The following is a 21647-nucleotide window of genomic DNA, read 5'->3' as shown; positions in this document are numbered from 1 at the left end:
AAGTATAAATTTGTTTTTAGATACCTTAGGGGACTTGAAAACTTCCTCCAGGATAAATGAAGCTTGAAAAACGCGATTACGATGCAATAATAGTTGGTTCGGGCCCAAATGGCCTGGCTGCAGCTATCTTGATGCAGCAAAACGGACTATCAGTATTACTACTGGAAGCAAAAAGCGAAATAGGTGGAGGACTACGCTCGGCCGAACTTACTTTGCCTGGTTATCTGCATGATATATGTTCGGCTATACATCCACTGGCGGCAGCTTCACCGTTTTTTGAAACACTGCCGCTGGCACAGCATGGGCTCCAGTACTTATATCCTGAAATAGCAGCTGCGCATCCGTTTGATGATGGTACGGCTGCTATTTTAATTCACTCGGTTGAACAAACCGCGCAACAGTTTGGTATTGATGAACAGGCCTATCGTAAACTGATGAAGCCTGTAGTTAAAAATTGGCCGTTGATTGCCACAGATGCTTTGGGCCCGTTGAGTTTTCCCAAACACCCCCTGGCCATGGCCCAGTTTGGGTTAGATGCGCTTACTCCAGCATCTTTTTTACAGAAACGATTTAAGGATAAGGCGGCTAAGGGTTTATTGGGCGGAATGGCTGCTCACGGCATACAACCTTTAACTAATATAGCAACATCGGCTATAGCATTAGTGCTTATGGCACAGGGACATTTAAAAGGCTGGCCGGTACCGCAAGGCGGATCAAATCAGATAGCGGCTGCCCTTGCATCTTACTTTATATCTATAGGTGGTAAAATGGAGACTGATTTTTATGTGGAATCGTTAAGTCAGCTACCCTCGGCTCATGCGGTATTGTTTGATATTACTCCAAAACAATTGTTGAAAATAGCCGGGCATAAATTTTCGTCGGTATATAAATGGCAGTTGGAACGTTACCGTTATGGTATGGGCGTATTTAAAATTGATTGGGCACTTGATGCCCCAATTCCATTTAAAAACAAAAATGTTAAACACGCTGGTACGGTACACATCGGAAATACCTTTGAAGAAATAGCCAACGGTGAGCAGCAGATATGGGATGGCAAACATCCTGATAATCCTTTTGTGCTGTTGGCACAACAAAGCCAGATTGACCCATCACGAGCACCAGCCGATAAGCATACAGCATGGGCATATTGCCACGTGCCCAATGGCTCTGAAAAAGATATGACTGCTATTATAGAGCAGCAGGTTGAACGTTTTGCACCCGGTTTCAGGGATACCATACTTGCCAAACATACTTTTAATACTGCCCAGTTAGAAGAGCATAATCCCAATTATATTGGCGGGGATATTAACGGGGGGGTTATCGATATAGGCCAATTATTTACAAGGCCAGTGTTGCGTTTATCGCCCTATAAAACATCAGCCAAGGGGCTTTACATTTGTTCATCATCTACACCGCCGGGTGGCGGTGTACATGGCATGTGCGGTTATCATGCTGCTAAAAAAGCCTTGAACGATATTTTTAATATCAAGATAAAGCCATTATAAAAAAGCCGCCAAGCTGTTTAAGCTTAACGGCTTTGATGTATTTTTTTGAATAGTTTTAGCTTAAAATAGAGTTCCTGTTTCTCAGCCAATGATCGGCTAAAACAAGAGCTGCCATTGCCTCCACAATTGGTACTGCTCGTGGCACCACGCAAGGATCGTGTCGGCCCTTACCTGATATTTCAGCACTGTTACCTTCACTATCTATAGTTGCCTGATTTTTCATTATAGTTGCTACCGGTTTAAAGGCTACCTTGAATTCAATAGGCATACCATTGCTGATACCTCCCTGGATTCCACCTGAAAAGTTGGTAATCGTACTTATTTCGCCCAAATGAGATTTTACAAAAATATCATTGTGTTCCGATCCACGCATTTCGCTTCCTGAAAAACCTGACCCAAATTCAAAACCATGAACTGCATTAATACTGAGCATAGCCTTGCCTAAATCTGCATGCAGCTTATCAAATACAGGTTCACCTAAGCCAACCGGACAATTTTTGATATGACAGCTTATTTTTCCACCTACTGTATCACCATCTTTACGAACGCTGTCAATAAAAGCGATCATTTCCTCGGCTGTTGCCGGATCGGCGCAGCGTACAATGTTTTTTTCACGTTCATCAATAAAATCCTGAACGCTTTCAATACTCACATTAGGCGAATTGATAGTACCGACACTGCTTACATGAGCTGCTATCTCAATGCCTTGCGTTTTAAGCAATAGTTTAGCCAATGCACCAGCGGCAACACGAGCAGCTGTTTCGCGGGCAGATGAACGGCCTCCTCCGCGATGATCGCGGATACCATATTTGGTTTGGTAGGTATAATCTGCGTGTGAAGGGCGAAATACATCTACATTATGGCTATAATCCTTTGACCGCTGATCTTCATTAGGGATCAGCATGGCAATAGGAGTACCAGTAGTTTTGCCTTCAAATACACCAGATAATATTTTTACAGTATCACTTTCCTTACGTTGGGTGGTTATTTTTGACTGACCAGGTTTGCGTTTGTCCAGCTCTCCCTGTATATAATCCAGATCAACAGTTAATTGCGCCGGACAACCGTCAATAATTACGCCTATAGCTTCACCATGCGATTCGCCGAAGGTGGTTATTCTGAATATTTGCCCGAATGAGTTGCCTGCCATGTTATTAATGTAGCGTTTAAATTATTTTATGCTTCTATTTGCTTTACTTCAAAACCAATCTTCTCCAGATCTGTCCAAAAGGCAGGGTACGATTTATCAACTACCGGTCCGTTCTCAAACTCCAGTTCAGGACTAATCAAAGCGAGTGGTGCAAATGCCATAGCCATACGATGATCATGATAGGTATTGATAAACATTCGCTCAGGGATAAACTTTTCACTGCAGTCTAATTGATAAACCTCGTCATTTTCAATCAGTTTTACACCCATTTTTGCCAACTCGGTTTGCAGTGCTAAAATCCGGTCTGTTTCCTTTATTTTTAAAGTTTCCAGGCCCGTAAAAGTGGCTTCATGATTTAAAGCGGCGCACACCACGATAATGGTTTGTGCCAGATCAGGACATTCTTTAAGGTCAAATGCTTTTCGTGTAATTGGCTTTGCCTCCTTTATCAATTGTACACCACCATCCTTAAACTGAGAAGTAATACCAAAGTTTGCCATGATCTCCGTGATCACACTGTCGCCCTGAAGGCTGTAAGGTGTTAAACCGGTTAAAAATATTTCCGCCTTATCCGCTAATGCAGCAATTGAATACCAATACGATGCGGCACTCCAATCAGGTTCAACATGTAATTCTGTCGTAGCAAACTCCTGATTTGATATTGTAATGACGTTGTCTTGCCAGGTGTGCTGTATATTTGCGGTCTTCAGCATTGCAAGTGTCATTTCAACATAGGGGCGTGAAGTTAATTCACCTTCAATATGTAATTCCAAACCAAAAGGCAGTCGGGCAGCGATGAGTAACAAAGCGGTAATATACTGACTGCTAATGTTACCTTTAATACTGATCTTACTAGTTTGCTGCTCGAAACTGCCTTTTAGTTTAATAGGAGGGAATCCCTCTTTTTCTTCATAGTCAATATGGGCACCCAACTCTCTCAGCGCATCAACCAATATGCCTATTGGTCTTTCTTTCATCCTCTGACTACCGGTTAATATTACTTCATTATCCTGTATAGCAAAATAAGCGGTTAAAAAGCGCATTGCAGTACCGGCAGGGCCTATATCAACAGTGGTGAGCGGTGAATAGTGAGTGGTGAGTGGTTCCCTACCAGCAAGAACTTGTTGATTCTTGATTCCTGACTCCTGATTATGCCTTAATATACCAGCCAGTAAAACAGCATCGGCCGCATCAGAAATATTTTCCACTTTCACTTTGCCGCCGCTTAAGGCCTCAATAACCAATGCGCGGTTACATTCACTTTTTGAGCCGGTAAGATTTACCGTGCCGTTTACTTGCTTATTACCTTTTTTCAGGATGATGTTTTGCATCACTATATAAATTATACGTGTGTTAGTTTTTCTGCTGCTTGTCCGGCTTCACTGTTATTCATGATCTCAGTTTGTCTGCGGATAGATTCGCTGTGTAATAATTCAAGCAATTTTTCGGTAAACTCCGGGCTTAATTTTAACGCTTTAGCGTAGTTTGTACGTTTTTGCACAATCTCATCCCAACGGCCAACTTGTAAAATGGTAATGTTGTTATCTTTTTTATGAGTACCGATCTTCTCTGCTATTTGCATACGCTCAGCAATTTTTTGAATAACCAGATCATCTATCTTATCAATTTGATTACGTAGCTCAGCAAGTTTATCATTAAGTTCTGCGTTACGGATTTCTGGTTTTCTTAAAGCCAGGTGGTCGATGATATCAACCAGGGCAGCAGGGGTAACCTGTTGTTTGGCATCTGTCCAGGCAACACTTGGATCAATGTGCGATTCGATCATTAATCCTTGCATGTCAAGGTCTAAAGCTTTTTGAGATATGTAACCAATCAGATCACGATTACCGGTAATGTGGCTTGGATCGTTAATGATAGGTAATTCAGGAGCCAATGTTTTTAAGTTGATGGCGATATCCCACATTGGTTCGTTACGGAAAGCTGATTTTTCGTAAGATGAGAAGCCGCGGTGTATAGCTGCCAGTTTGGTGATACCTGCATTGTTAATACGCTCCAATGCACCAACCCATAAAGAAAGATCAGGGTTTACAGGGTTTTTAATCATTACGGGTACATCAACACCTTTTAATGCGTCGGCAATTTCCTGTACGGTAAAAGGATTAGCTGTTGAACGAGCACCTACCCATAATATATCAACACCTGCTTTTAAAGCTTCTTCTACGTGTTTAGCGGTAGCAACTTCTACAGCAGTTGGTAAACCGGTTTCTTCTTTGGCACGTTTTAACCATTCCAAGCCAATACTGCCAATGCCCTCAAATTCACCCGGACGGGTACGTGGTTTCCAGATACCTGCACGTAAGGCAGATATACGGCCGGTTTGTGCTAATAAGTGAGCTGTGGCTACTAATTGATCTTCAGTTTCGGCACTGCAAGGGCCTGCAATTACTAAAGGTTCTTTTCCAGTCTTGATCCAGGTGTGGAGCGGCTGTATGTTTAAATTCAGTTTCATTGTTTTAATTATTAATCCGGAATAGGCCGGTATGATTGATATATTTTTATGTTAATTGTTGAGTTTAAATAGTTGAAAATGAGCTTTAAATGTTTCTTCGTATGTTGATGTATTTCCTAACTCTTTCGTTTTTCTGTGGCCTTGATGTAGTTGGTTCGTCATCATGGCGTTCATATTCGCCAAGTATGTTGAAATTGTGCGTGTACTTTAGTATTTGGCGTATGGAAGCATCGTATTGTTTCTGTTCATCCCATTCAACGTCTACGTAAAAATTGTATTCATTACGTTTTCCCAAAATAGGCATCGACTGTATTTTACTCATATTTATGCCTTCTTCAGCAAAGATGTTCAGCACTTTGGCCAATGATCCAACTTTATTACTTACCTGAAAGCATAAAGAGGCTTTATTAGCATTCTTTTTCTCAACATTGTCATGGTTAGTGATGATCAGGAAACGGGTAAAATTCTTTTTATTTGATTCTATCCGGCGCTCCAATACATCAAGCCCGTAAAGTTTTGCCGCTAAGGCATTTGCGATAGCAACAGTATCGGTCAGTTGTTCATCGCGGATGCGTTTAGCACAGGCTGCTGTATCCACGCTTTCTACAATTTTTAAATTAGGATACTCGTCAAAAAAATCAACACACTGACGTAAAGCAATAGGGTGCGAGGTCACATACTTAACATCTTCAAATTTTACACCTGGCAATGCCATTAAGTGTAATTGAATAGGCAAGTAAATTTCACCAACAACAGGAAAACCATAGTCAAGCAATAATGTATAGTTAGGTAATATGCTTCCGGCAATGCTGTTTTCGATTGCCATTACCACATAATCGGCCTCTTTGTTTTTTAATGCCTCAAATGTTTGCTTGAAAGAGTTGCATTCAATGGTTTGCGCATTTTCTCCAAAATATCTCAAAGCTGCTTCTTCGTGAAAAGAAGCACGGATACCTTGTATTGCAACTCTTGGTTTTTCTATTTTCATTAGTGTAATTTGTTCTTTAAAAGTGATAAAGCTATCCAGTGCATTTATTAATTGTTTTGACTACTCATCATGGTTTCATAAACCCCGTTAAAGCAAAAAGTCCCGGCATTTTGTGCCGGGACTTTTTAAGTTCTTTATGTGTGTTTTAAGTACATATTAGTCCCGGCTCTCACTGTTAAAGTAAAAGTAGTAACCAAAGTAATATGCGCTTGTAAATTTCATTTGCTTTTTATTATGTTGTAAATGTACGGTAAAAAATGTTTTTGTCAATAGAAAATTTTATTTTTTGTAAAATAATCTTGGCTAACCAAATTTTATTTGCCAAACGGCTGTTTTTCGTATTCACGTTGTAAAATTCGTGCTGTTTGCGAACTACCATCATGGCTCCAGCCAGGTGGATTTAACATATACCTGATCTTATTTTTAATACCGGGTGCATTTTTAACATCACTTATGAGAGCCTTCCACTCATGAAACAGGATATTAACGGGCCCCATATCATCAGGTTGTTTAGTTAAACCATACTTAACCGGTTCTTCCAGATCCTCGTCTCTGAATGTACCGAACACCCTGTCCCAAATGATAAGTACCATGCCCATGTTTTTATCCAGATATGGAATATTTGAGGCATGATGAACCCTATGATGAGAGGGTGTTACAAATAACCATCCGTACCATTTAGGCAATGGTATTTTGTATTGCGTATGCACCAGATTGCCGTAAAGCTGTGTGATTAAATAAGCATATAATATATCTAATGCTGTAAATCCCATTAATGCCAAGGGCATATAAAATACAACACGGTAAAATGGTTCAAATACTGTTGAGCGAAACCCGGTTGTGAAATTGAACAACTCTGATGAGTGGTGAGTTACATGCATTGCCCAAAAAAACCTGCAATAGTGGCCCGTGTAATGTAAAACCCAGTACAAAAAATCCTGCGCAACAACCAGCACAAACCAGTAAAAGTATGCGTTGTGTATTTGGAATAATCTGTATTGATAAGTAAAGCTAAGTACTACAAACGTGCTCACTTTAACCATTAAATTGGTTACTACAGCGAGCGATGTAAGGTATATATTATTAAGCGTATCGCGTGTTTGGTAATATTTGCGATTTTCCCAATAGCTTAAACCCATTTCAACAAGGGTTAGTACTACCAATAAAGCCATTAACACCAATGCGGCTTTGTTCCGGGGATCCAAATCAGACATCTTACAAATTAATGTAATACAATAAACTTTCACGAAGTTCGGGTTCTGTGCAGATATTATCAATATTGCATTGCCCTATGCGTGTCAGTAATGTGCAATTTATTTTACCATCTTGATTCTTCTTATCTTTTTGCATAATGGCAAACAAAGTATCAAAACTCGACTCGGATATTGTATATCTTGGATAAAGATCACTGAATACCTGGGTGATCTCATTTAAATCCTCTGTACTTAGCCCTGTCTTTTTATATGCCAGATATGATTCACAGATCATGCCGATCGCTATCGCTTCACCATGTGATAAAGGATCCTGATCGTTTATTAGTGAATTAGTTTCAATAGCATGACCAATGGTGTGGCCAAAATTCAACGCTTTTCTGATACCTTTTTCTGTGGGATCTTCAATAGTAATTACATTTTTTATTTCCACAGAACGATGAATCAGTTCAGCTGACGGATTTTTAAGATCACTTGCTTTAAGTTGGTTCCAGTAAGCTGCATCAGTTATTAAACCATGTTTCAGCATTTCTGCTACGCCCGAGAGTATTTGCCTTGCAGGCAGTGTTTTTAAGAAATCGTATTCAATAAATACAGCCTTTGGTTGAGTAAATGTACCAATGATGTTTTTAATACTATCAATATCGATACCGGTTTTACCGCCCACCGATGCATCAACTTGTGACAAAAGGGTAGTGGGTACGTGTACAAAATCTATTCCCCTTTTAAAGGTAGATGCCGCGAAGCCACCTAAGTCGGTAATAACACCACCACCAAGGTTTATCAATAAGCTTTTACGATCGGCACCAAAATCAATCAGCATTTTCCATACGCCTATGCAGAAGTCAATATCTTTGCTTTCTTCGCCAGCGTTTACCTCGATAAGGTCATAATCTCCCAAGCCCTCTATCTTGCTTTTCACAATAGGCAAACAATGAACCCCGGTGTGCTCATCGGTTAAAACAAAAAAGCGTGAGTAGTTACCTTTTTTTATAAAGTTAACCAGTTCATCAATGCTATTATTAAAATAAATAGGGTAATTATCGCTTTGAATAGTATCCATAATATTAAATGACCATGATTTTAGTTCCTCTGAATTCAACCACGTCACCGCGTTTAACTTTGAGTCGTTTGCGATAATCTACCTCGCCATTATATGTTACTTCGCCCTCACTTACAACTATTTGCGCCTCTCCGCCTGTTGATACCAGGTTAGCAGCTTTCAATAGTTGAATCATGGGTATATAGTCGCCTGTTAATTTGAATTCTATCATGGGAGTGGCAAAAATAAACTATTCATGGAATAATGAGATATCATTTTATAATTTTGCGGATGCTTTCTAACGAAACGAACAATAACTACAAGAACGCTAAGCTCTCTTTTGAAAATACAGAAATCGCTTTTCGTCATTCATCGAACACTGATCTTAACCGGGCTTACTGGTTGTTCAGGATAATTAACGTTAACTTTTTGGTAAAGATCGGTCCTCCGGTCACTAACTTCGCTATTAAAATAGGTTTACCTATAAAAAGCTTGATTAAAGCTACGATATTTAAACATTTTTGCGGCGGCGAAACCATCAATGAATGTAATAACACCATAAAAAATCTTCAAAGTGGCGGGGTAGGTACCATATTAGATTACTCTATAGAAGGGGAAGACGACGAAGCTGTTTTTGACAATACCCGCGACGAGATTATCCGTACCATTTTACGTGCTGCTACAGATAAAGCGGTGCCAATTACCGTTTTTAAAGTAACAGGAGTTGGTCGTTTTGCCTTATTAGAAAAACTTGATGCACGCCAACCTCTTACTGATGAGGAAGAACAAGAATGGCAAAAGGTGCAAAACCGTGTATTGGCCATCTGCGATAAAGCTTACGCCAACAATGTACCAATAATGATTGATGCGGAGGAAAGCTGGATACAGGACACGATTGATTTACTGGCTTTAACAATGATGACCCGCTTTAATACCCAAAAGGCCATTGTTTACAATACCTATCAAATGTACAGGCATGATAAATTGGCCTCGTTATTAAATGATCACGAAATAGCCAACAGCGAGGGCTTTATACTGGGAGCTAAAATTGTGCGTGGTGCATATATGGAAAAAGAACGTAAGCGTGCAGAAGAAATGGGTTATCCTTCACCGATACAGCCAGATAAAAAATCTGCGGATCTTGATTATGACTCAGCGCTTGATTATTGCACAAGTCATATTGATAAGATTGCTTTTATAGCTGGTACACACAATGAAGAAAGCTGCAGGTTACTTGCTGAGCTTTTAGATACCAAAGGGATAGATCATAAACACCCTCATGTATATTTTTCTCAATTGCTGGGTATGAGCGATAACCTGAGCTTTAACCTGGCAGATTCAAAGTATAATGTGGCTAAATATGTTCCTTACGGTCCTATCAAAGCTGTATTGCCATATTTATTCAGACGTGCTCAGGAAAACACTGCTATTGCTGGGCAAATGAGTCGCGAGTTAAGTTTGATCGTAAAAGAGCGCAAAAGAAGAGGGTAGTTATTACGGTTTTGGTTATAGAGGAAAGAGATTCCTGTGCAAATTGTCATTGATACATCACATTGTTTCATAAATGCTGCTTTTGAAGGTTCTGAGCAGTAATAAATAAATACAAGCATGTGTTTTTTACGTTAGTTCATGAAACTAAAGTTTTAGGCTTTTTAAATTTATAATATGACCAGGATAATTTGTTTTTTAACCTTCTTAATTTTTACATCACACAGCGTATTCGCCAATTCTGATAATAGCTTTGCAATTGCAAAGCCAAAAGGAAAAAGTGTTGATACAGCAACTTTCGCTACTGGGTGCTTTTGGTGTACCGAAGCTAAATTTCAGCAGCTGAAAGGAGTGAAAAAAGTAATCTCCGGATTTAGCGGAGGCAATGTAGCTAACCCAACCTATGAACAGGTTTGCACTGGAAAAACGGGCCATGCTGAAACTTGCAATATTATTTATGATCCCGCAGTAATTTCTTACGATGAATTGCTGGAAGCATTTTTTGTAGCACACGATCCAACTCAGCTGAACAGACAAGGTAATGATGTAGGTACGCAGTATCGCTCTGCTATTTTTTATCATAATAGCACGCAAAAACAAAAGGCAACCTATTATATTGACAGGCTTAATGCAGAAAAGGCTTATAAAAGCAAAATTGTAACACAGGTTGTGCCCTATACCAATTTCTATAAGGCTGAAGATTATCATCAGAATTATTACAGCTTAAACGGCGATCAGCCGTACTGTAAATATGTTATACAACCCGAATTAGAAAAATTTAAAAAGGTGTTTAAAGAAAAACTAAAGAAATGAGATCGATATTAATTTTATTCGCCCTGTTCTTAGGTTCAACTTTATGTTTAAACGCGCAACACCTGAAAACAAAAAACGGACACGAAAATAATCCTTATTATTCCAATACGGATACTAAGGCACTAAATGTTAGCAATGCAGAGTGGAAAAAAATCCTTTCGGCAGATTTGTATGCCGTTGCAAGAGAACAATCTACCGAGCGCCCTTTTACCGGGAAGTATTGGGATAGCAATGCTAAAGGCACTTATTACTGTGCTGTTTGTGGAAATGTATTATTCAAATCAACCGCCAAATTTGCGAGCGATTGCGGATGGCCAAGTTTTTTTGAACCCATCAGGAAAAATAGTGTGATCTATAAAACTGATAATTCTTATAACATGCACAGAACCGAAGTTATTTGTGCACGCTGTGGCTCACACTTAGGGCACATATTTGATGATGGCCCACCACCAACATATAAAAGATTTTGCATGAACTCAGTGTCGCTTGACTTTGAACCTGACTCATTTAAATAATCTATAAATATTAATAATTGAAACTTATAACGAAGAAGGTCGCCGGTAGTACCGGCGACCTTCTTCGTTATTTACAAAAGATATAAAGTATTGTTATATCTGTACATTTATCCAGACGGGCCCATGATCACTTGATTTCTCCCAGCCACGAACATGCCGATCAACTCCGGCACTAATTAAGAGTGGTTCAAGTTTAGGATTCAATAAAAAATGATCAATTCTTAAACCTGCATTACGGTCATATGCTTTTCTAAAGTAATCCCAAAATGTATAGATAATTTCAGTTGGATAAAGCTTTCGGATGGCATCTGTCCAGCCTTGGTCTATAAGGTTCTTGAAGGCTGATCGTGTTTCTGGCCTGAACAGGGCATCTTCAACCCAGCGTTCCGGTTTATAAGCGTCCAATTCTGTTGGTATCACATTATAATCACCGCACAGTACTACTGGCAAATCATTTTGAATAAGCCCGGCGGCGTGAGTAGTGAAACGCTCAAACCATTTAAGTTTATAATCAAACTTAGGTCCCGGTGCGGGGTTGCCATTTGGGAGATAAAGGCACCCTATCACCACACCATTCACAAGGGCTTCAATATATCGGCTATGACTGTCGTCTGGATCTCCCGGTAGCCCGCGGCGTAGCTCTTTGATCTCACTGTTTCGGGATAAAATAGCTACACCGTTCCAGCTTTTTTGACCATGCCATATGGCATGGTACCCAGCATCAAGTATAGCTTGCTCCGGAAATTTCTCATCTGGTGCTTTTAATTCCTGCAGACAAGCTACATCTGGTTTTGTTTCATCAAGCCATCTGAGTAATACCGGCAGTCGCCCGTTTATCCCATTAACGTTATAGGTTGCTATTTTCATTCAGAATAACAGTAAGGGTAAAACAAAATTTGGTGATCATATCATTTAAGGTATTCAAATGATAGGATCACCAAATATAGATTTTATTAGATTTAAATCAAGATTTAAGTATCTGTCCTGTTTCTGTTATCAGTGCTTGCATTAATTCTGCTGCTTTTGTATGTTTTAATTTGATTCCGTTTTGGCCCGACCAGAAGTTAATCATATCTGTTTTCCCCTGAGCAATGGCTGCTTCCCTCAGAGGTCTGATTAAAAGCGTTTGCAAAGGAAAAGGCAGTACTTCGGTTTCGTATTTAACTTCTTCCGAAATACGGTTGTTGATTAACCTGCCCATTCGTCCGGTTAATGATTTGGAAAGCACCGTGTGTTTATGATCATCAGATAGAAGCGCCGCCTTGTGAAGAGGGGCTGCGTTTGATTCATCGGTAATTATAAATGCTGTTCCTAACTGTACAGCATCGGCGCCTAAAGTTAACGCAGCAGCAATACCCTTTCCATCAGCAATGCCGCCAGCTGCTATAACCGGAGTTTTTACTTTTGCCTTAAGCTGCTGTACAAGGGTGAAAGTGCCCGTTAAAGAATCATGTGCTGGTCTTAAAAATGATGGACGATGACCACCTGCTTCAAATCCTGCTGCAACAATGGCATCAACTTTTGCTTCTTCCAAAGCTAAAGCTTCATCAAACGTGGTAGCAGCGCCTACGGTTTTAATACCCAGCCTGCGTGCCTCGTTTAATACCTCAATAGGCGGAAGACCAAATATGAAACTGAATACAGCAGGTTTTATTTTAAATAAAGTTTCAACCTGTTCCTGGAATTTAGAAGGAATATTGATGTCCAGATCCGGCAAAGGAATACTCAGTTCATCGAAATATGGCTTAAAGTGTTTCTTTACTTTTTCAAGGCTTTCGGCGGAATAATTGGTAAGGTGTTTGTCGACATCTGAAACCCACAGATTAATATTATATGGCTTATCAGTTAATGATTTTATGGTATCAGCAGCCTCGAGTAATTGTTGAGGAGTAAGAGTGTAAGCACCAAGGCTTCCTAAACCACCTGCATTTGATACTGCGGCCAAAAGCTGAGGTGTTGAAAATCCACCACCCATAGGCCCCAGTAAAATTGGGTATTTGATGCCAAAAAGTTCGGTTATTTTAGTTTGATTCCACATGGCTTAAATACTTACATTGGTTAATAATTTATTGACAATGCGACTGCTACAGCCGAGGCATTATCTGTATAATTATTCATGGTTCTTAATAATAAAGGTATGCAAAGGAATAAAATGTTCCGATGCATACCTATTATTTATTACGTATTATCCAATGTGATGACCGGCTACGTGACCGCCATCTAAGTTGATAATTTCGCCTGTTACAAAATTACTTTTAGCTAAATAGAGAGCCAGTTCTGCAACATCCTCAGTTTCACCAACGCGGTTTAACAAGTGAAGACCAGCAAGGCTATCTGCATTGTCTACTCCGGTTTTAGCTTGAAGAGGGGTTCTGATAATACCCGGTGCTATTGCATTAACACGAATGTTATTTTTACCAAATTCGGTAGCTAATTGTTTCGTTAAAGCATGGATACCACCTTTGCTTGAAATAGGTGCTGTAGCCGGGAAACCACCAATGGCATGATCAACCAATACTGTACCTATGTTAATGATAGATCCTTCACCTTGTTTAAGCATTTGTTTAATTGCTGCTTGGCTGGTGAAATAAGTACCTTTTAAATTAATATTTAAAAAGCCGTCAAGATGGGCTTCATCAACTTCCAAAAAAGGTTTTGGTGCAAATATACCAGCATTGTTTACCAATACATCAACAGAGCCGAAGCGAGATACGGCTAAATCTACTAATTGCTGACCTACAGTTGCTTTGCTGATATCACCTGCAATCATAGCTAACCTATCATGGTTGCCCAATTCGTTAAATGTTGCTTTTAAGTTATCTTCGTTGGCTGAGTTGATAACTACATTATATCCTTGTTGTAAAAACAAACCGGCAATGCCCTTGCCAATACCTGTAGAGGCACCGGTTACTATAATAGTTTGTGCTTTCATGATCTTATTTTAAAATTGTTTATCAAAAATTAAAGGGCAGCTGCGGCTGTAATATTTACATCAAGATCAAATTCATTGTAAATAAGGGTATCGCCCAAATTGGTAAAGAAATTACCTGAACGGAATTTCATATCATACCTTGTACGGTCAATAGTGATTTTGCCAGATGCGGTAACGGTATTATCAGCAGTGGTAACATCAGCAGTAAAGCTTACTGGATGAGTAATACCTTTAATAGTCAGGTTACCTGCGATCAGGTATTTTTCTGAGCTAAGCGCATCAGCGCTTGTAACTGTGAATACAGCTTCTGGGTATCTTTCTGTTGCAAAAAAGTCTTCTGAAAATAGGTGACCGGCAAATTGAGCGTTAGTGTCCAGGTCTGTAATGTCCAATATTTTAATAGAGGTGGTATCTATTACAAAACTTCCGGCAGTAAGTTGACCATCGGTTAATGTCAACTCGCCTGATTTAATTGAGATGCTACCATTATGTGCGCCTGTTACTTTTCTACCAGTCCAATCGATATTGCTTTTTGCAGTTAAAATTTCAAATTTTTTAGTTTCCATTTCTTTATATTATCAATCCTTAATGATTTGACAATACAAAGTACGGTATGAAATTTCGGGTAGCTACGTGATGTAAATCACATTCTAAAGGTGGCTATTTATGAGCATTATATAACCTGCTTAAGGTTTCTCTTGATACGCCAAGATATGCTGCAATCAGGTGCTTAGGAACAAGGTTATAGAGCTGGGGATATAGCTTTAGTAACTCTTCATAACGGGCCTTTGTATCATTATTCATAAATGATAACAGTCTTTTCTGCGAGGCCAGGTAACCTCTGTTTGTGCGCCAGCGAAAAAAGTGTTCGGCCTGATGTAACTCGTCGCAAATTTTTTCACGATCTTGATTAGAAATGTAAAGCACCTCCGCATCGGTTATACAATCTATATTGATACTTGCCCGGGTTTGGTTATACAATGCGGCATAATCAGATGTCCACCAAGTTGGCATGGCAAACTGAAGGATATACATTTTGATCTCATCATTTATAAAAAAGGCCTTGAGGCAACCGGATAGCACAAAATACTCATGGTCAACCTTATCACCCTCTCTGATAACAACCTGTCCTTTTTTATAAGTCTGGAGCTTGAAATGTGAAAACAAGTAGTCAAACTGATCCTCTGTTAAAGATGTTGTTTTTGCAATATGTTCTTTTAATATTTGCCTGGCGTCCATTATTCAAGTTGCGAATAAAAGATACAAATCTAATAAACGGCCCTCATTAAGATGAATCTTTATTAAAAGCCTTTTTGATTTTTTTTCTTGTAAAGGTCATAAACACGATAGTCTTTATTTATTTGCACTAATAAAACGCAAAGAACATTTACTATCAGTGCGCAGCACACTCTGCTGCTTAAATCTTTTTAAGTATTGTTGCGTAATGCTATCTAACGCTGCATCCCTTTGTTTACTGGTTTTACCGAAAAAGGTGACCACTTTGGTAGGCTCCGTAATTGTTTTTTTGGTTTGGGTATCTTTCCATCGCCCCTCGGCATTCCATTCAGTATAGCCTTCCGGAAAGTAATGGCTGATAACACTATCACTGAAGTTTTTCCATTGCTGATCACTTACCTGTCCGCCATCGGGAATATCCCTGCCAAAATAAAGGTCGCTTCGCTGGTAAGTGGCACAAGAGCTAATTATAAGGCAAAAGAATAATGCCCACATTTGTTGGTTTGCTTGTTTCATCATCATTATTGGCTTAGGTATAAGTGATTATTATAGGTACATATCCTTGGCTTCAAGATCATCAAAATGAATCAGGAATTGAAATTTCATTGTTTTCATTTTAGAGTGATAATGGCTAAATATATAACTCTATAGATAGATTCTACATCCTGGAATTATTACGCTTAAATATACCAGTTTTTAAAGCTGTGAATTTATTAATTGATTCTTTATAATGATTTAATAACCAATGTATTAATTGTAATTTTAATCAGCTATTTTTAAAGCCCTAAAGTGGTAAGTTATTTCAGTTACTAAGAGAACCTATTTCAAGAATAAAAAGGAAATATAATTATTTGATGATTTAAAAAATCACAATTAACATCATAGTTATGGAAGATCAAAGCAAGAATAATACGTTTCATGCAGGAATTTGCATGGCGGGAGCGGTATCCGCAGGTGCTTACACCGCAGGTGTTATGGATTATTTATTTGAGGCCCTTGAGCATTGGGACAAGGCTAAAAAATTACAGGAAGCCGGTAAACTTGTAGGAGTACCTAAACACAATTTTATTATTGAAGCAATAGGGGGGGCATCTGCCGGGGGCATGACCGCCGCTATTACGGCCGCCGCTTTACAAAGCGATTTTAAACCGGTAACGCAGGCCGATGCACAAAATGACCTTGTCACCAAAAAAAATCCATTATACAATTCCTGGGTAAACCTTACGGAGGATGATCAGAATGATATGATGAGCTATATGCTTGATACCAGCGATATAGAAAACGATGCTGTAACGAATCAAAATAAAGAAGTAAGGGCAGGTTTAAATTCTTCATTTATTAAACAAGTAGCAAGTTCGGTACTTGATGTTAAGGTTGATGAAATTTATGACCGGCCTTATTTAGCGGATGATCTTGACTTTTTTACTACGATAACTAATTTGAGAGGCTTTAGCTATAAAATTTCTTTTGATACCAGCAGCGGGATAAGGGAATACTATATGAGAATGCATCGTGATTATGCTTTTTTTAAATTAAGTGAAAAGCCGTATGGAAATGATGGTCGTATACCCATTAGCTTTAAAGCAACTACCGGAACCACATCCAATGATGAAAATGTTGAAATACTTAAAGCCGCCGCAATGTCAACAGGTGCGTTTCCGGTGGGTTTAGAAAGCCGGACATTGACCAGGCACCGTGAATATATTGAAGATAGCAAGTATTTGAATCTGAAACTTTCAGGCCAGGCAGATGATCGGGTTACTTACCACTTTTTACCTGAAGGGAATTTTGTTTCACTGAATGTTGATGGTGGGGTAATTAATAATGAACCATTTGAGGTTACTCAACAATTGCTCGACGACAGGAGGAGAAATACTATGACTGGCGACGCAGCAAAAAACTATGTTCCTAAAGCTTCGGCATCAGAGTTTGATAGCCTTGTGCTTATGATTGATCCTTTTCCGAGCGAAGAAGAAAAAGAACCTACAGTTTTTGTACCACAACAAGCCTGGAAAAACGTGGTTCCTGCTGTATTGTCGGCCATGCTCGGTCAGCTTAGGCTGAAAGATGAGCAGGTGAAACGTGCTTATCTTGAGGATGACTATACCCGTTTTCTTATTATGCCCACCCGTACAGCTAACGGTGTAAATCAGCCTTACACAATTGCTTGTGGATCCTTAGGTGGTTTTGGTGGTTTTTTCACGAAAGCGTTTCGTAAACATGATTTTTACCTGGGACGTAGAAATTGCCAGCGTTTTTTACAAGTTTATCTATCTGTTCCTGAAGATGCTAATAACCCCATTTTACAGTTTGGTTATAACGGCATAACCAATTTTAAATATGTTGATGAGGATAAGAATAAAAACAAAACCACTACTTATCTTCCGTTAATCCCGGATCTGCGTGTTGAAGAAGATACTGTTTCCGGAACATTTAAATTTACCGCCCCGCCAGAGGAAAAAGAATATCCATATCCGAATATTAGCCTGACTTACATTTTGGGTTTAAAAGATAAGATGGAAAAACGTATTCAATGCATATTGGATAATGTTCAGAATGCCACAGCAATTACAGATAACAGCCCTAAATGGCAGAGCACCATTATTCCACGGATCAGGAAAAAATCATGGTTGGGAAAAGTATTTACTAATGTAGTAACCGATAACTTTGCGAAAGGTTATTTGAGCCTTGGAAAACAGTTTGGCAGAAGTGCCTTAGCAGACATGTGCATCAATAGCGTAATTGAGGATATGGAACAACGCGGTTTAATAAATGACGATTATAAATAGGGGATACGAGTTATTTAGGAGGTACCCTGTAATTTAATGCTGCTGTTGTGCCACTTGTCACGTCAATGGTTACGCCTGTTATTTTGGCGGCCATTTCTGATGATAAGAACACAGCAACATTGGCTATATCTGCCATTTGCGGGAGTTTTTTAAGCATGGTATCATTTTCAATCATCCCCAAAACAACTTTCATAACTTCGGGGTTAGGAGCAAGTGCTTCCTGAAATATGCGTGAATCGGGAGAACCGCCAGATCGGATATTAACTACACGTATTCCATAAATACCTAATTCTGAAGCCAAATTACGGGAAAAGCTTTCCAATGCGCAACATGCTGCTGAAAAGCCTCCTGTATAGGGATAACCAATTCCTCCGGGTGTGGCTGTCAATGTTAAAATTACTCCTGATTTTTGATTTATCATTATTCGCCCGGCGGCAGTAGCTGTTAAAAATTGCGTTAGCATGGTATCTGTAATGGGGCGCACAAAATCTATTGCCGCCAAATCAACCAATGGAATATTTTGAACAACGTTGATCCCAACAGCGTTAAATGATATATCTATTTTACCAGCTTGTTTAACGACTTTATTTAAGTGTTCACTGATCGCTTTTTCATCAAATGCATCTACCTGATCAACATCCGCATTGCCATTCAAATCAATTATCTCATCTGCTATTTTTTGAACTGAACTACGATTACGTCCTGTTAAAAATACCCGAGCTCCGGCGCTGGCAAGTGCTTTCGCAACTGCACCACCTATTGAGCCGCCGGCGCCATAAATTACCGCATTTTTATTTTTGAGCATCATAGTTATTTGTGAAAATAAATTTACAAGAAATTTAAATTGTAAAACCCCAAGTATTTCAATATCTTATGAAAGATAATTAACCAAATGTGTGTTTTTAGTTAATGTTTTATTTTAATGGCCAATAACACTTCTCAGCATATTTTGGGTCCATCTACAAGCTTATTGGGCTTTTGTCTTGTAGTTGTAACATCGTTTCATTTAACAAACAAATCAGACACAAGTATCATAGATGAATTTACTTCCGGAATAGCTATGATGCTTATCCTTTCCTGCATTTTTTCTTTTATGGCTATCCGTGCGAAAGATCAAAAGAAAACTATAAAGCTGGAAGCTGTTGCTGAATATATTTTTCTGATTGCTTTGATTGGTATTATGCTGATAATTATGCTATTGGTATTTAAATTTATAAGATAATGGTTCTCCCTTAATTATATCACTCCATTTTTAACAGCAAACATAACCAGGCCAGCAGTATTACGCACACCAACCTTTTCAATAATGCGTTGCCTGATACCCTCAACCGACCGTGGACTTAAAAAGAGTGCAGAAGCTATCTCTGAAGCCGTTTTTTCATTACAGATCATTTTTAATACATCAAGTTCACGTTCTGAAAATTCAATATTTTGATTGAATGATGGTTTGATATTATTTTTTACAATAAGTTTTTTTAACAAGGCCTTATTCACAATATCATTAAAATAGTAGCCGCACTCGTGAGCCGAGTAAATAGCTTTCCTGATCTCTCCCGGGTCGGCATTTTTTAACAAATAACCGTTTGCTCCGGTTTCCATCAAGTGTATGATAAATTTGGTTTCATCATACATGGTAACAATCAGTATTTTAATATCTTCAAAACGCTTTTTTATTATTTTAGTAGCTTCCATGCCATCCATAACTGGCATTTTCAGATCCATTAAAATAACATCCGGACGTATAGTTTCAATTTGTTTTATTAAATCTTCACCATTTTCAGCTTCAAGCACTACTTCAAGATTTTCGTCCTTGTTAAGCCCCACCTTTAAACCATCTCTAAATATTGAATAATCATCGGCTATGGCTACCTTTATTTTTTGCATTATTATTTAGGTTGAAGCCCTAAAAATAATTAAACTTTAGTTAAGAATAAATATCTGTATGCGAGAAATAGAATGCTAATCAAGTAAAGACCTGAAAATATGGAAAGTGTATATGTTAGGTTTCTATAATATTTATTAAACAGTAGTGAGTAAGTACAATTAATAATATAAAAACAATTATTCAACAGGTATGGATATAGTGATCAGAAAATTTCCACTTTGTTGTGAAAAGCCAAGTTGAGCGTTTAATAATATAACTCTGTTTTGAATATTTTTTAACCCCAGCCCGTCCTTTTTAAAACGTAACTCTTCAAAATGGTTTTGGGTAAGTCCGTTACCGTTATGAGTAATATTAATATCTAAATGTTTGTTCACACAGGTTGAATTAATTATAATTTCACTTGCTTTGGCATGCTTAGTTATATTATTAATAAACTCCTGTATAATACGGTAAATGCTAATATCATTTTGTGAGGCACGGGTAGAATACCTGTTGTCAAGATTCGCCGTAATTTTGAGCAGACTTTCATTTCCCAACTTGCTACAGAAATGAGTTATAGCCTCGTTTAAGCCGAATTCCTGCAGGATACTTGAGTGCAGGTTATGGGAAATACTGCGTATTTTGCTAATTCCATCATCAAGAAGTACTCTACCTTTTTGATATAACATTTGGCTTTGGTCATCACAATCTTCCATAACAACATTATAAAAGTGTAAACTTGCTGTCCCCAAAATGGCACCTATTTCGTCATGTAGTTCTTCGGCTATTCTATGCCGTTCAATTTCTTCGCTTCTTATGGCAGCCTCAATTAGCTGATTTTTTTGAATGTCATGCAGGTTTTGAACCTGATTTTGATATTGAAGCTTTTTACGCTGTGTAAATATGAATATGAGTAACAGGCTTATAAAAAGCATCAGCATGGCAGCAATGCCAACAACCAGCAAAAAACGGATATCGTTAGTTTCTTGATTCATAAAAACCTTTAGCTATAAATACATTAAATATAATGTATGATATGTTATGGACATTCCACAGCGTAACCGCAAAATTTTCCAGACGCACTGTTAGTTCATTATATAAAAGAAAAATGAAAAAGTTAAACGTAACGAATATTCCGAGGCCGGTTACAATCCAGAAATCAGCACTGAAGATGTTGGTGTCTGCATGATCATTGATCTTGAAAAGATAATATTGTAACGTGTAAAATAAGAGTAATACAGCTTCAACAGCCAACAAGCGACTGCTTAGCTTCCAATAGTCAAAAAAGTTTTCAAAAAAACAAAAGTTGATAACTACAAAAGCTGCAAAGCAAAATGGGGCAATTTTTTTTATGGTTGATAAAAAAGGCTGACGAAGGCTTATAAAAAATATACTAAATAAAAAAAAACGTATTACAGAGTGCAGATTATAGAGGTAGTTATTTGAATTATAAGCAGTAGGTAGGATGTTTCTAAATTTCCAAGTAAGATCAATAGCTAAATTAATAAACAGGGCTGCCCAAACATAAAAAACAACCGGCCTTATTACGGCCGGCTGCTTATTGTGAATAAGGATAGGTATAGGTATCAGTAGTGCCCAAACTTCCGACCAGTCAATTACGATCTGAAATACTTTAATCATTCG

At 38.5% G+C, this 21647-nt stretch carries 23 protein-coding genes; 6 read left to right on the top strand and 17 right to left on the bottom strand.

What is annotated here, in order from left to right:
- The first annotated feature begins 56 nt into the window (after positions 1-56).
- Positions 57-1505, top strand: a complete 1449-nt coding sequence (locus tag QWZ01_RS07685) for a phytoene desaturase family protein (RefSeq protein WP_290322718.1) — start codon at positions 57-59, stop codon at positions 1503-1505.
- A 55-nt stretch (positions 1506-1560) separates the two neighbouring features.
- On the opposite strand, the gene aroC is transcribed toward QWZ01_RS07685, so the two are convergent.
- From aroC to QWZ01_RS07650, 7 genes are all read right to left on the bottom strand, one after another.
- Positions 1561-2655, bottom strand: a complete 1095-nt coding sequence (gene aroC / locus QWZ01_RS07680; RefSeq protein ID WP_290322717.1) for a chorismate synthase — start codon at positions 2653-2655, stop codon at positions 1561-1563.
- 26 nt (positions 2656-2681) lie between these two features.
- Positions 2682-3989, bottom strand: coding sequence for a 3-phosphoshikimate 1-carboxyvinyltransferase (gene aroA, locus QWZ01_RS07675; protein ID WP_290322716.1), 1308 nt, complete (start codon positions 3987-3989; stop codon positions 2682-2684).
- Between the two features lie 8 nt (positions 3990-3997).
- Positions 3998-5125 carry a chorismate mutase gene (locus QWZ01_RS07670; protein ID WP_290322715.1) on the bottom strand — a complete coding sequence of 376 codons (1128 nt, stop codon included), beginning with the start codon at positions 5123-5125 and terminating at the stop codon, positions 3998-4000.
- 85 nt (positions 5126-5210) lie between these two features.
- Entirely contained in the window at positions 5211-6113 is a 903-nt protein-coding gene (locus QWZ01_RS07665) for a prephenate dehydratase (protein WP_290322714.1), read from the bottom strand.
- 314 nt (positions 6114-6427) lie between these two features.
- Positions 6428-7327, bottom strand: coding sequence for a sterol desaturase family protein (locus QWZ01_RS07660; RefSeq protein WP_290322713.1), 900 nt, complete (start codon positions 7325-7327; stop codon positions 6428-6430).
- 1 nt (position 7328) lies between these two features.
- Positions 7329-8387: a 3-dehydroquinate synthase gene (gene aroB, locus QWZ01_RS07655; RefSeq protein WP_290322712.1), complete on the bottom strand. Its 1059-nt coding sequence runs from the start codon at positions 8385-8387 to the stop codon at positions 7329-7331.
- Between the two features lie 4 nt (positions 8388-8391).
- On the bottom strand, positions 8392-8598 hold the full coding sequence (locus QWZ01_RS07650; protein ID WP_290322711.1) for an RNA-binding S4 domain-containing protein: 207 nt from the start codon (positions 8596-8598) through the stop codon (positions 8392-8394).
- A gap of 59 nt (positions 8599-8657) precedes the next feature.
- Between QWZ01_RS07650 and QWZ01_RS07645 the strand changes: the two genes are divergently transcribed.
- The 3 genes from QWZ01_RS07645 to msrB all read left to right on the top strand — a co-directional run bounded on the left by QWZ01_RS07645 (position 8658) and on the right by msrB (position 11182).
- The gene (locus QWZ01_RS07645) at positions 8658-9857 is read left to right on the top strand and encodes a proline dehydrogenase family protein (RefSeq protein ID WP_290322710.1); all 1200 of its coding nucleotides are present in this window, start codon (positions 8658-8660) and stop codon (positions 9855-9857) included.
- A gap of 174 nt (positions 9858-10031) precedes the next feature.
- Positions 10032-10667 carry a peptide-methionine (S)-S-oxide reductase MsrA gene (msrA, locus tag QWZ01_RS07640; protein WP_290322709.1) on the top strand — a complete coding sequence of 212 codons (636 nt, stop codon included), beginning with the start codon at positions 10032-10034 and terminating at the stop codon, positions 10665-10667.
- Entirely contained in the window at positions 10664-11182 is a 519-nt protein-coding gene (gene msrB / locus QWZ01_RS07635) for a peptide-methionine (R)-S-oxide reductase MsrB (protein ID WP_290322708.1), read from the top strand. Before msrA ends, msrB begins: the two co-directional genes overlap by 4 nt.
- Before the next feature lie 93 nt (positions 11183-11275).
- Here msrB and xth read toward each other — a convergent pair whose 3' ends face one another.
- From xth to QWZ01_RS07605, 6 genes are all read right to left on the bottom strand, one after another.
- Positions 11276-12049 carry an exodeoxyribonuclease III gene (gene xth, locus QWZ01_RS07630; protein WP_290322707.1) on the bottom strand — a complete coding sequence of 258 codons (774 nt, stop codon included), beginning with the start codon at positions 12047-12049 and terminating at the stop codon, positions 11276-11278.
- 97 nt (positions 12050-12146) lie between these two features.
- Positions 12147-13220: an NAD(P)H-dependent flavin oxidoreductase gene (locus tag QWZ01_RS07625; RefSeq protein ID WP_290322706.1), complete on the bottom strand. Its 1074-nt coding sequence runs from the start codon at positions 13218-13220 to the stop codon at positions 12147-12149.
- 147 nt (positions 13221-13367) lie between these two features.
- The gene (locus QWZ01_RS07620) at positions 13368-14114 is read right to left on the bottom strand and encodes an SDR family NAD(P)-dependent oxidoreductase (protein WP_290322705.1); all 747 of its coding nucleotides are present in this window, start codon (positions 14112-14114) and stop codon (positions 13368-13370) included.
- Positions 14115-14143: 29 nt separating this feature from the next.
- The gene (locus QWZ01_RS07615) at positions 14144-14680 is read right to left on the bottom strand and encodes a YceI family protein (protein ID WP_290322704.1); all 537 of its coding nucleotides are present in this window, start codon (positions 14678-14680) and stop codon (positions 14144-14146) included.
- Positions 14681-14774: 94 nt separating this feature from the next.
- Positions 14775-15353 (bottom strand): Crp/Fnr family transcriptional regulator, encoded by a 579-nt coding sequence (locus QWZ01_RS07610; RefSeq protein ID WP_290322703.1) that lies wholly within the window; start codon positions 15351-15353, stop codon positions 14775-14777.
- Positions 15354-15467: 114 nt separating this feature from the next.
- Positions 15468-15872, bottom strand: coding sequence for a DUF3574 domain-containing protein (locus tag QWZ01_RS07605; RefSeq protein ID WP_290322702.1), 405 nt, complete (start codon positions 15870-15872; stop codon positions 15468-15470).
- Positions 15873-16237: 365 nt separating this feature from the next.
- Between QWZ01_RS07605 and QWZ01_RS07600 the strand changes: the two genes are divergently transcribed.
- Positions 16238-18139: a patatin-like phospholipase family protein gene (locus QWZ01_RS07600; RefSeq protein ID WP_290322701.1), complete on the top strand. Its 1902-nt coding sequence runs from the start codon at positions 16238-16240 to the stop codon at positions 18137-18139.
- A gap of 10 nt (positions 18140-18149) precedes the next feature.
- On the opposite strand, the gene QWZ01_RS07595 is transcribed toward QWZ01_RS07600, so the two are convergent.
- Positions 18150-18947, bottom strand: coding sequence for an SDR family NAD(P)-dependent oxidoreductase (locus QWZ01_RS07595; protein ID WP_290322700.1), 798 nt, complete (start codon positions 18945-18947; stop codon positions 18150-18152).
- A 114-nt stretch (positions 18948-19061) separates the two neighbouring features.
- Here QWZ01_RS07595 and QWZ01_RS07590 point away from each other — a divergent pair, with 114 nt between their 5' ends.
- The gene (locus tag QWZ01_RS07590) at positions 19062-19361 is read left to right on the top strand and encodes a hypothetical protein (RefSeq protein WP_290322699.1); all 300 of its coding nucleotides are present in this window, start codon (positions 19062-19064) and stop codon (positions 19359-19361) included.
- A 14-nt stretch (positions 19362-19375) separates the two neighbouring features.
- Here the strand turns inward: QWZ01_RS07590 and QWZ01_RS07585 are convergent, their stop codons facing one another.
- The 3 genes from QWZ01_RS07585 to QWZ01_RS07575 all read right to left on the bottom strand — a co-directional run bounded on the left by QWZ01_RS07585 (position 19376) and on the right by QWZ01_RS07575 (position 21644).
- Positions 19376-20023 carry a response regulator transcription factor gene (locus tag QWZ01_RS07585; RefSeq protein WP_290322698.1) on the bottom strand — a complete coding sequence of 216 codons (648 nt, stop codon included), beginning with the start codon at positions 20021-20023 and terminating at the stop codon, positions 19376-19378.
- A 177-nt stretch (positions 20024-20200) separates the two neighbouring features.
- Positions 20201-20998 carry a sensor histidine kinase gene (locus tag QWZ01_RS07580; protein WP_290322697.1) on the bottom strand — a complete coding sequence of 266 codons (798 nt, stop codon included), beginning with the start codon at positions 20996-20998 and terminating at the stop codon, positions 20201-20203.
- The gene (locus tag QWZ01_RS07575) at positions 20982-21644 is read right to left on the bottom strand and encodes a hypothetical protein (protein WP_290322696.1); all 663 of its coding nucleotides are present in this window, start codon (positions 21642-21644) and stop codon (positions 20982-20984) included. The genes QWZ01_RS07580 and QWZ01_RS07575 overlap by 17 nt, the downstream gene beginning before the upstream one ends.
- Between the last annotated feature and the right edge of the window lie 3 nt (positions 21645-21647).

Origin of the sequence: Mucilaginibacter aquaedulcis, from assembly GCF_030409325.1 — a bacterium.
Lineage (GTDB): Bacteria > Bacteroidota > Bacteroidia > Sphingobacteriales > Sphingobacteriaceae > Mucilaginibacter > Mucilaginibacter aquaedulcis.
The sequence above is the reverse complement of the archived record's forward strand: the minus strand, read 5'-3'. Positions and strand labels throughout refer to the sequence as shown.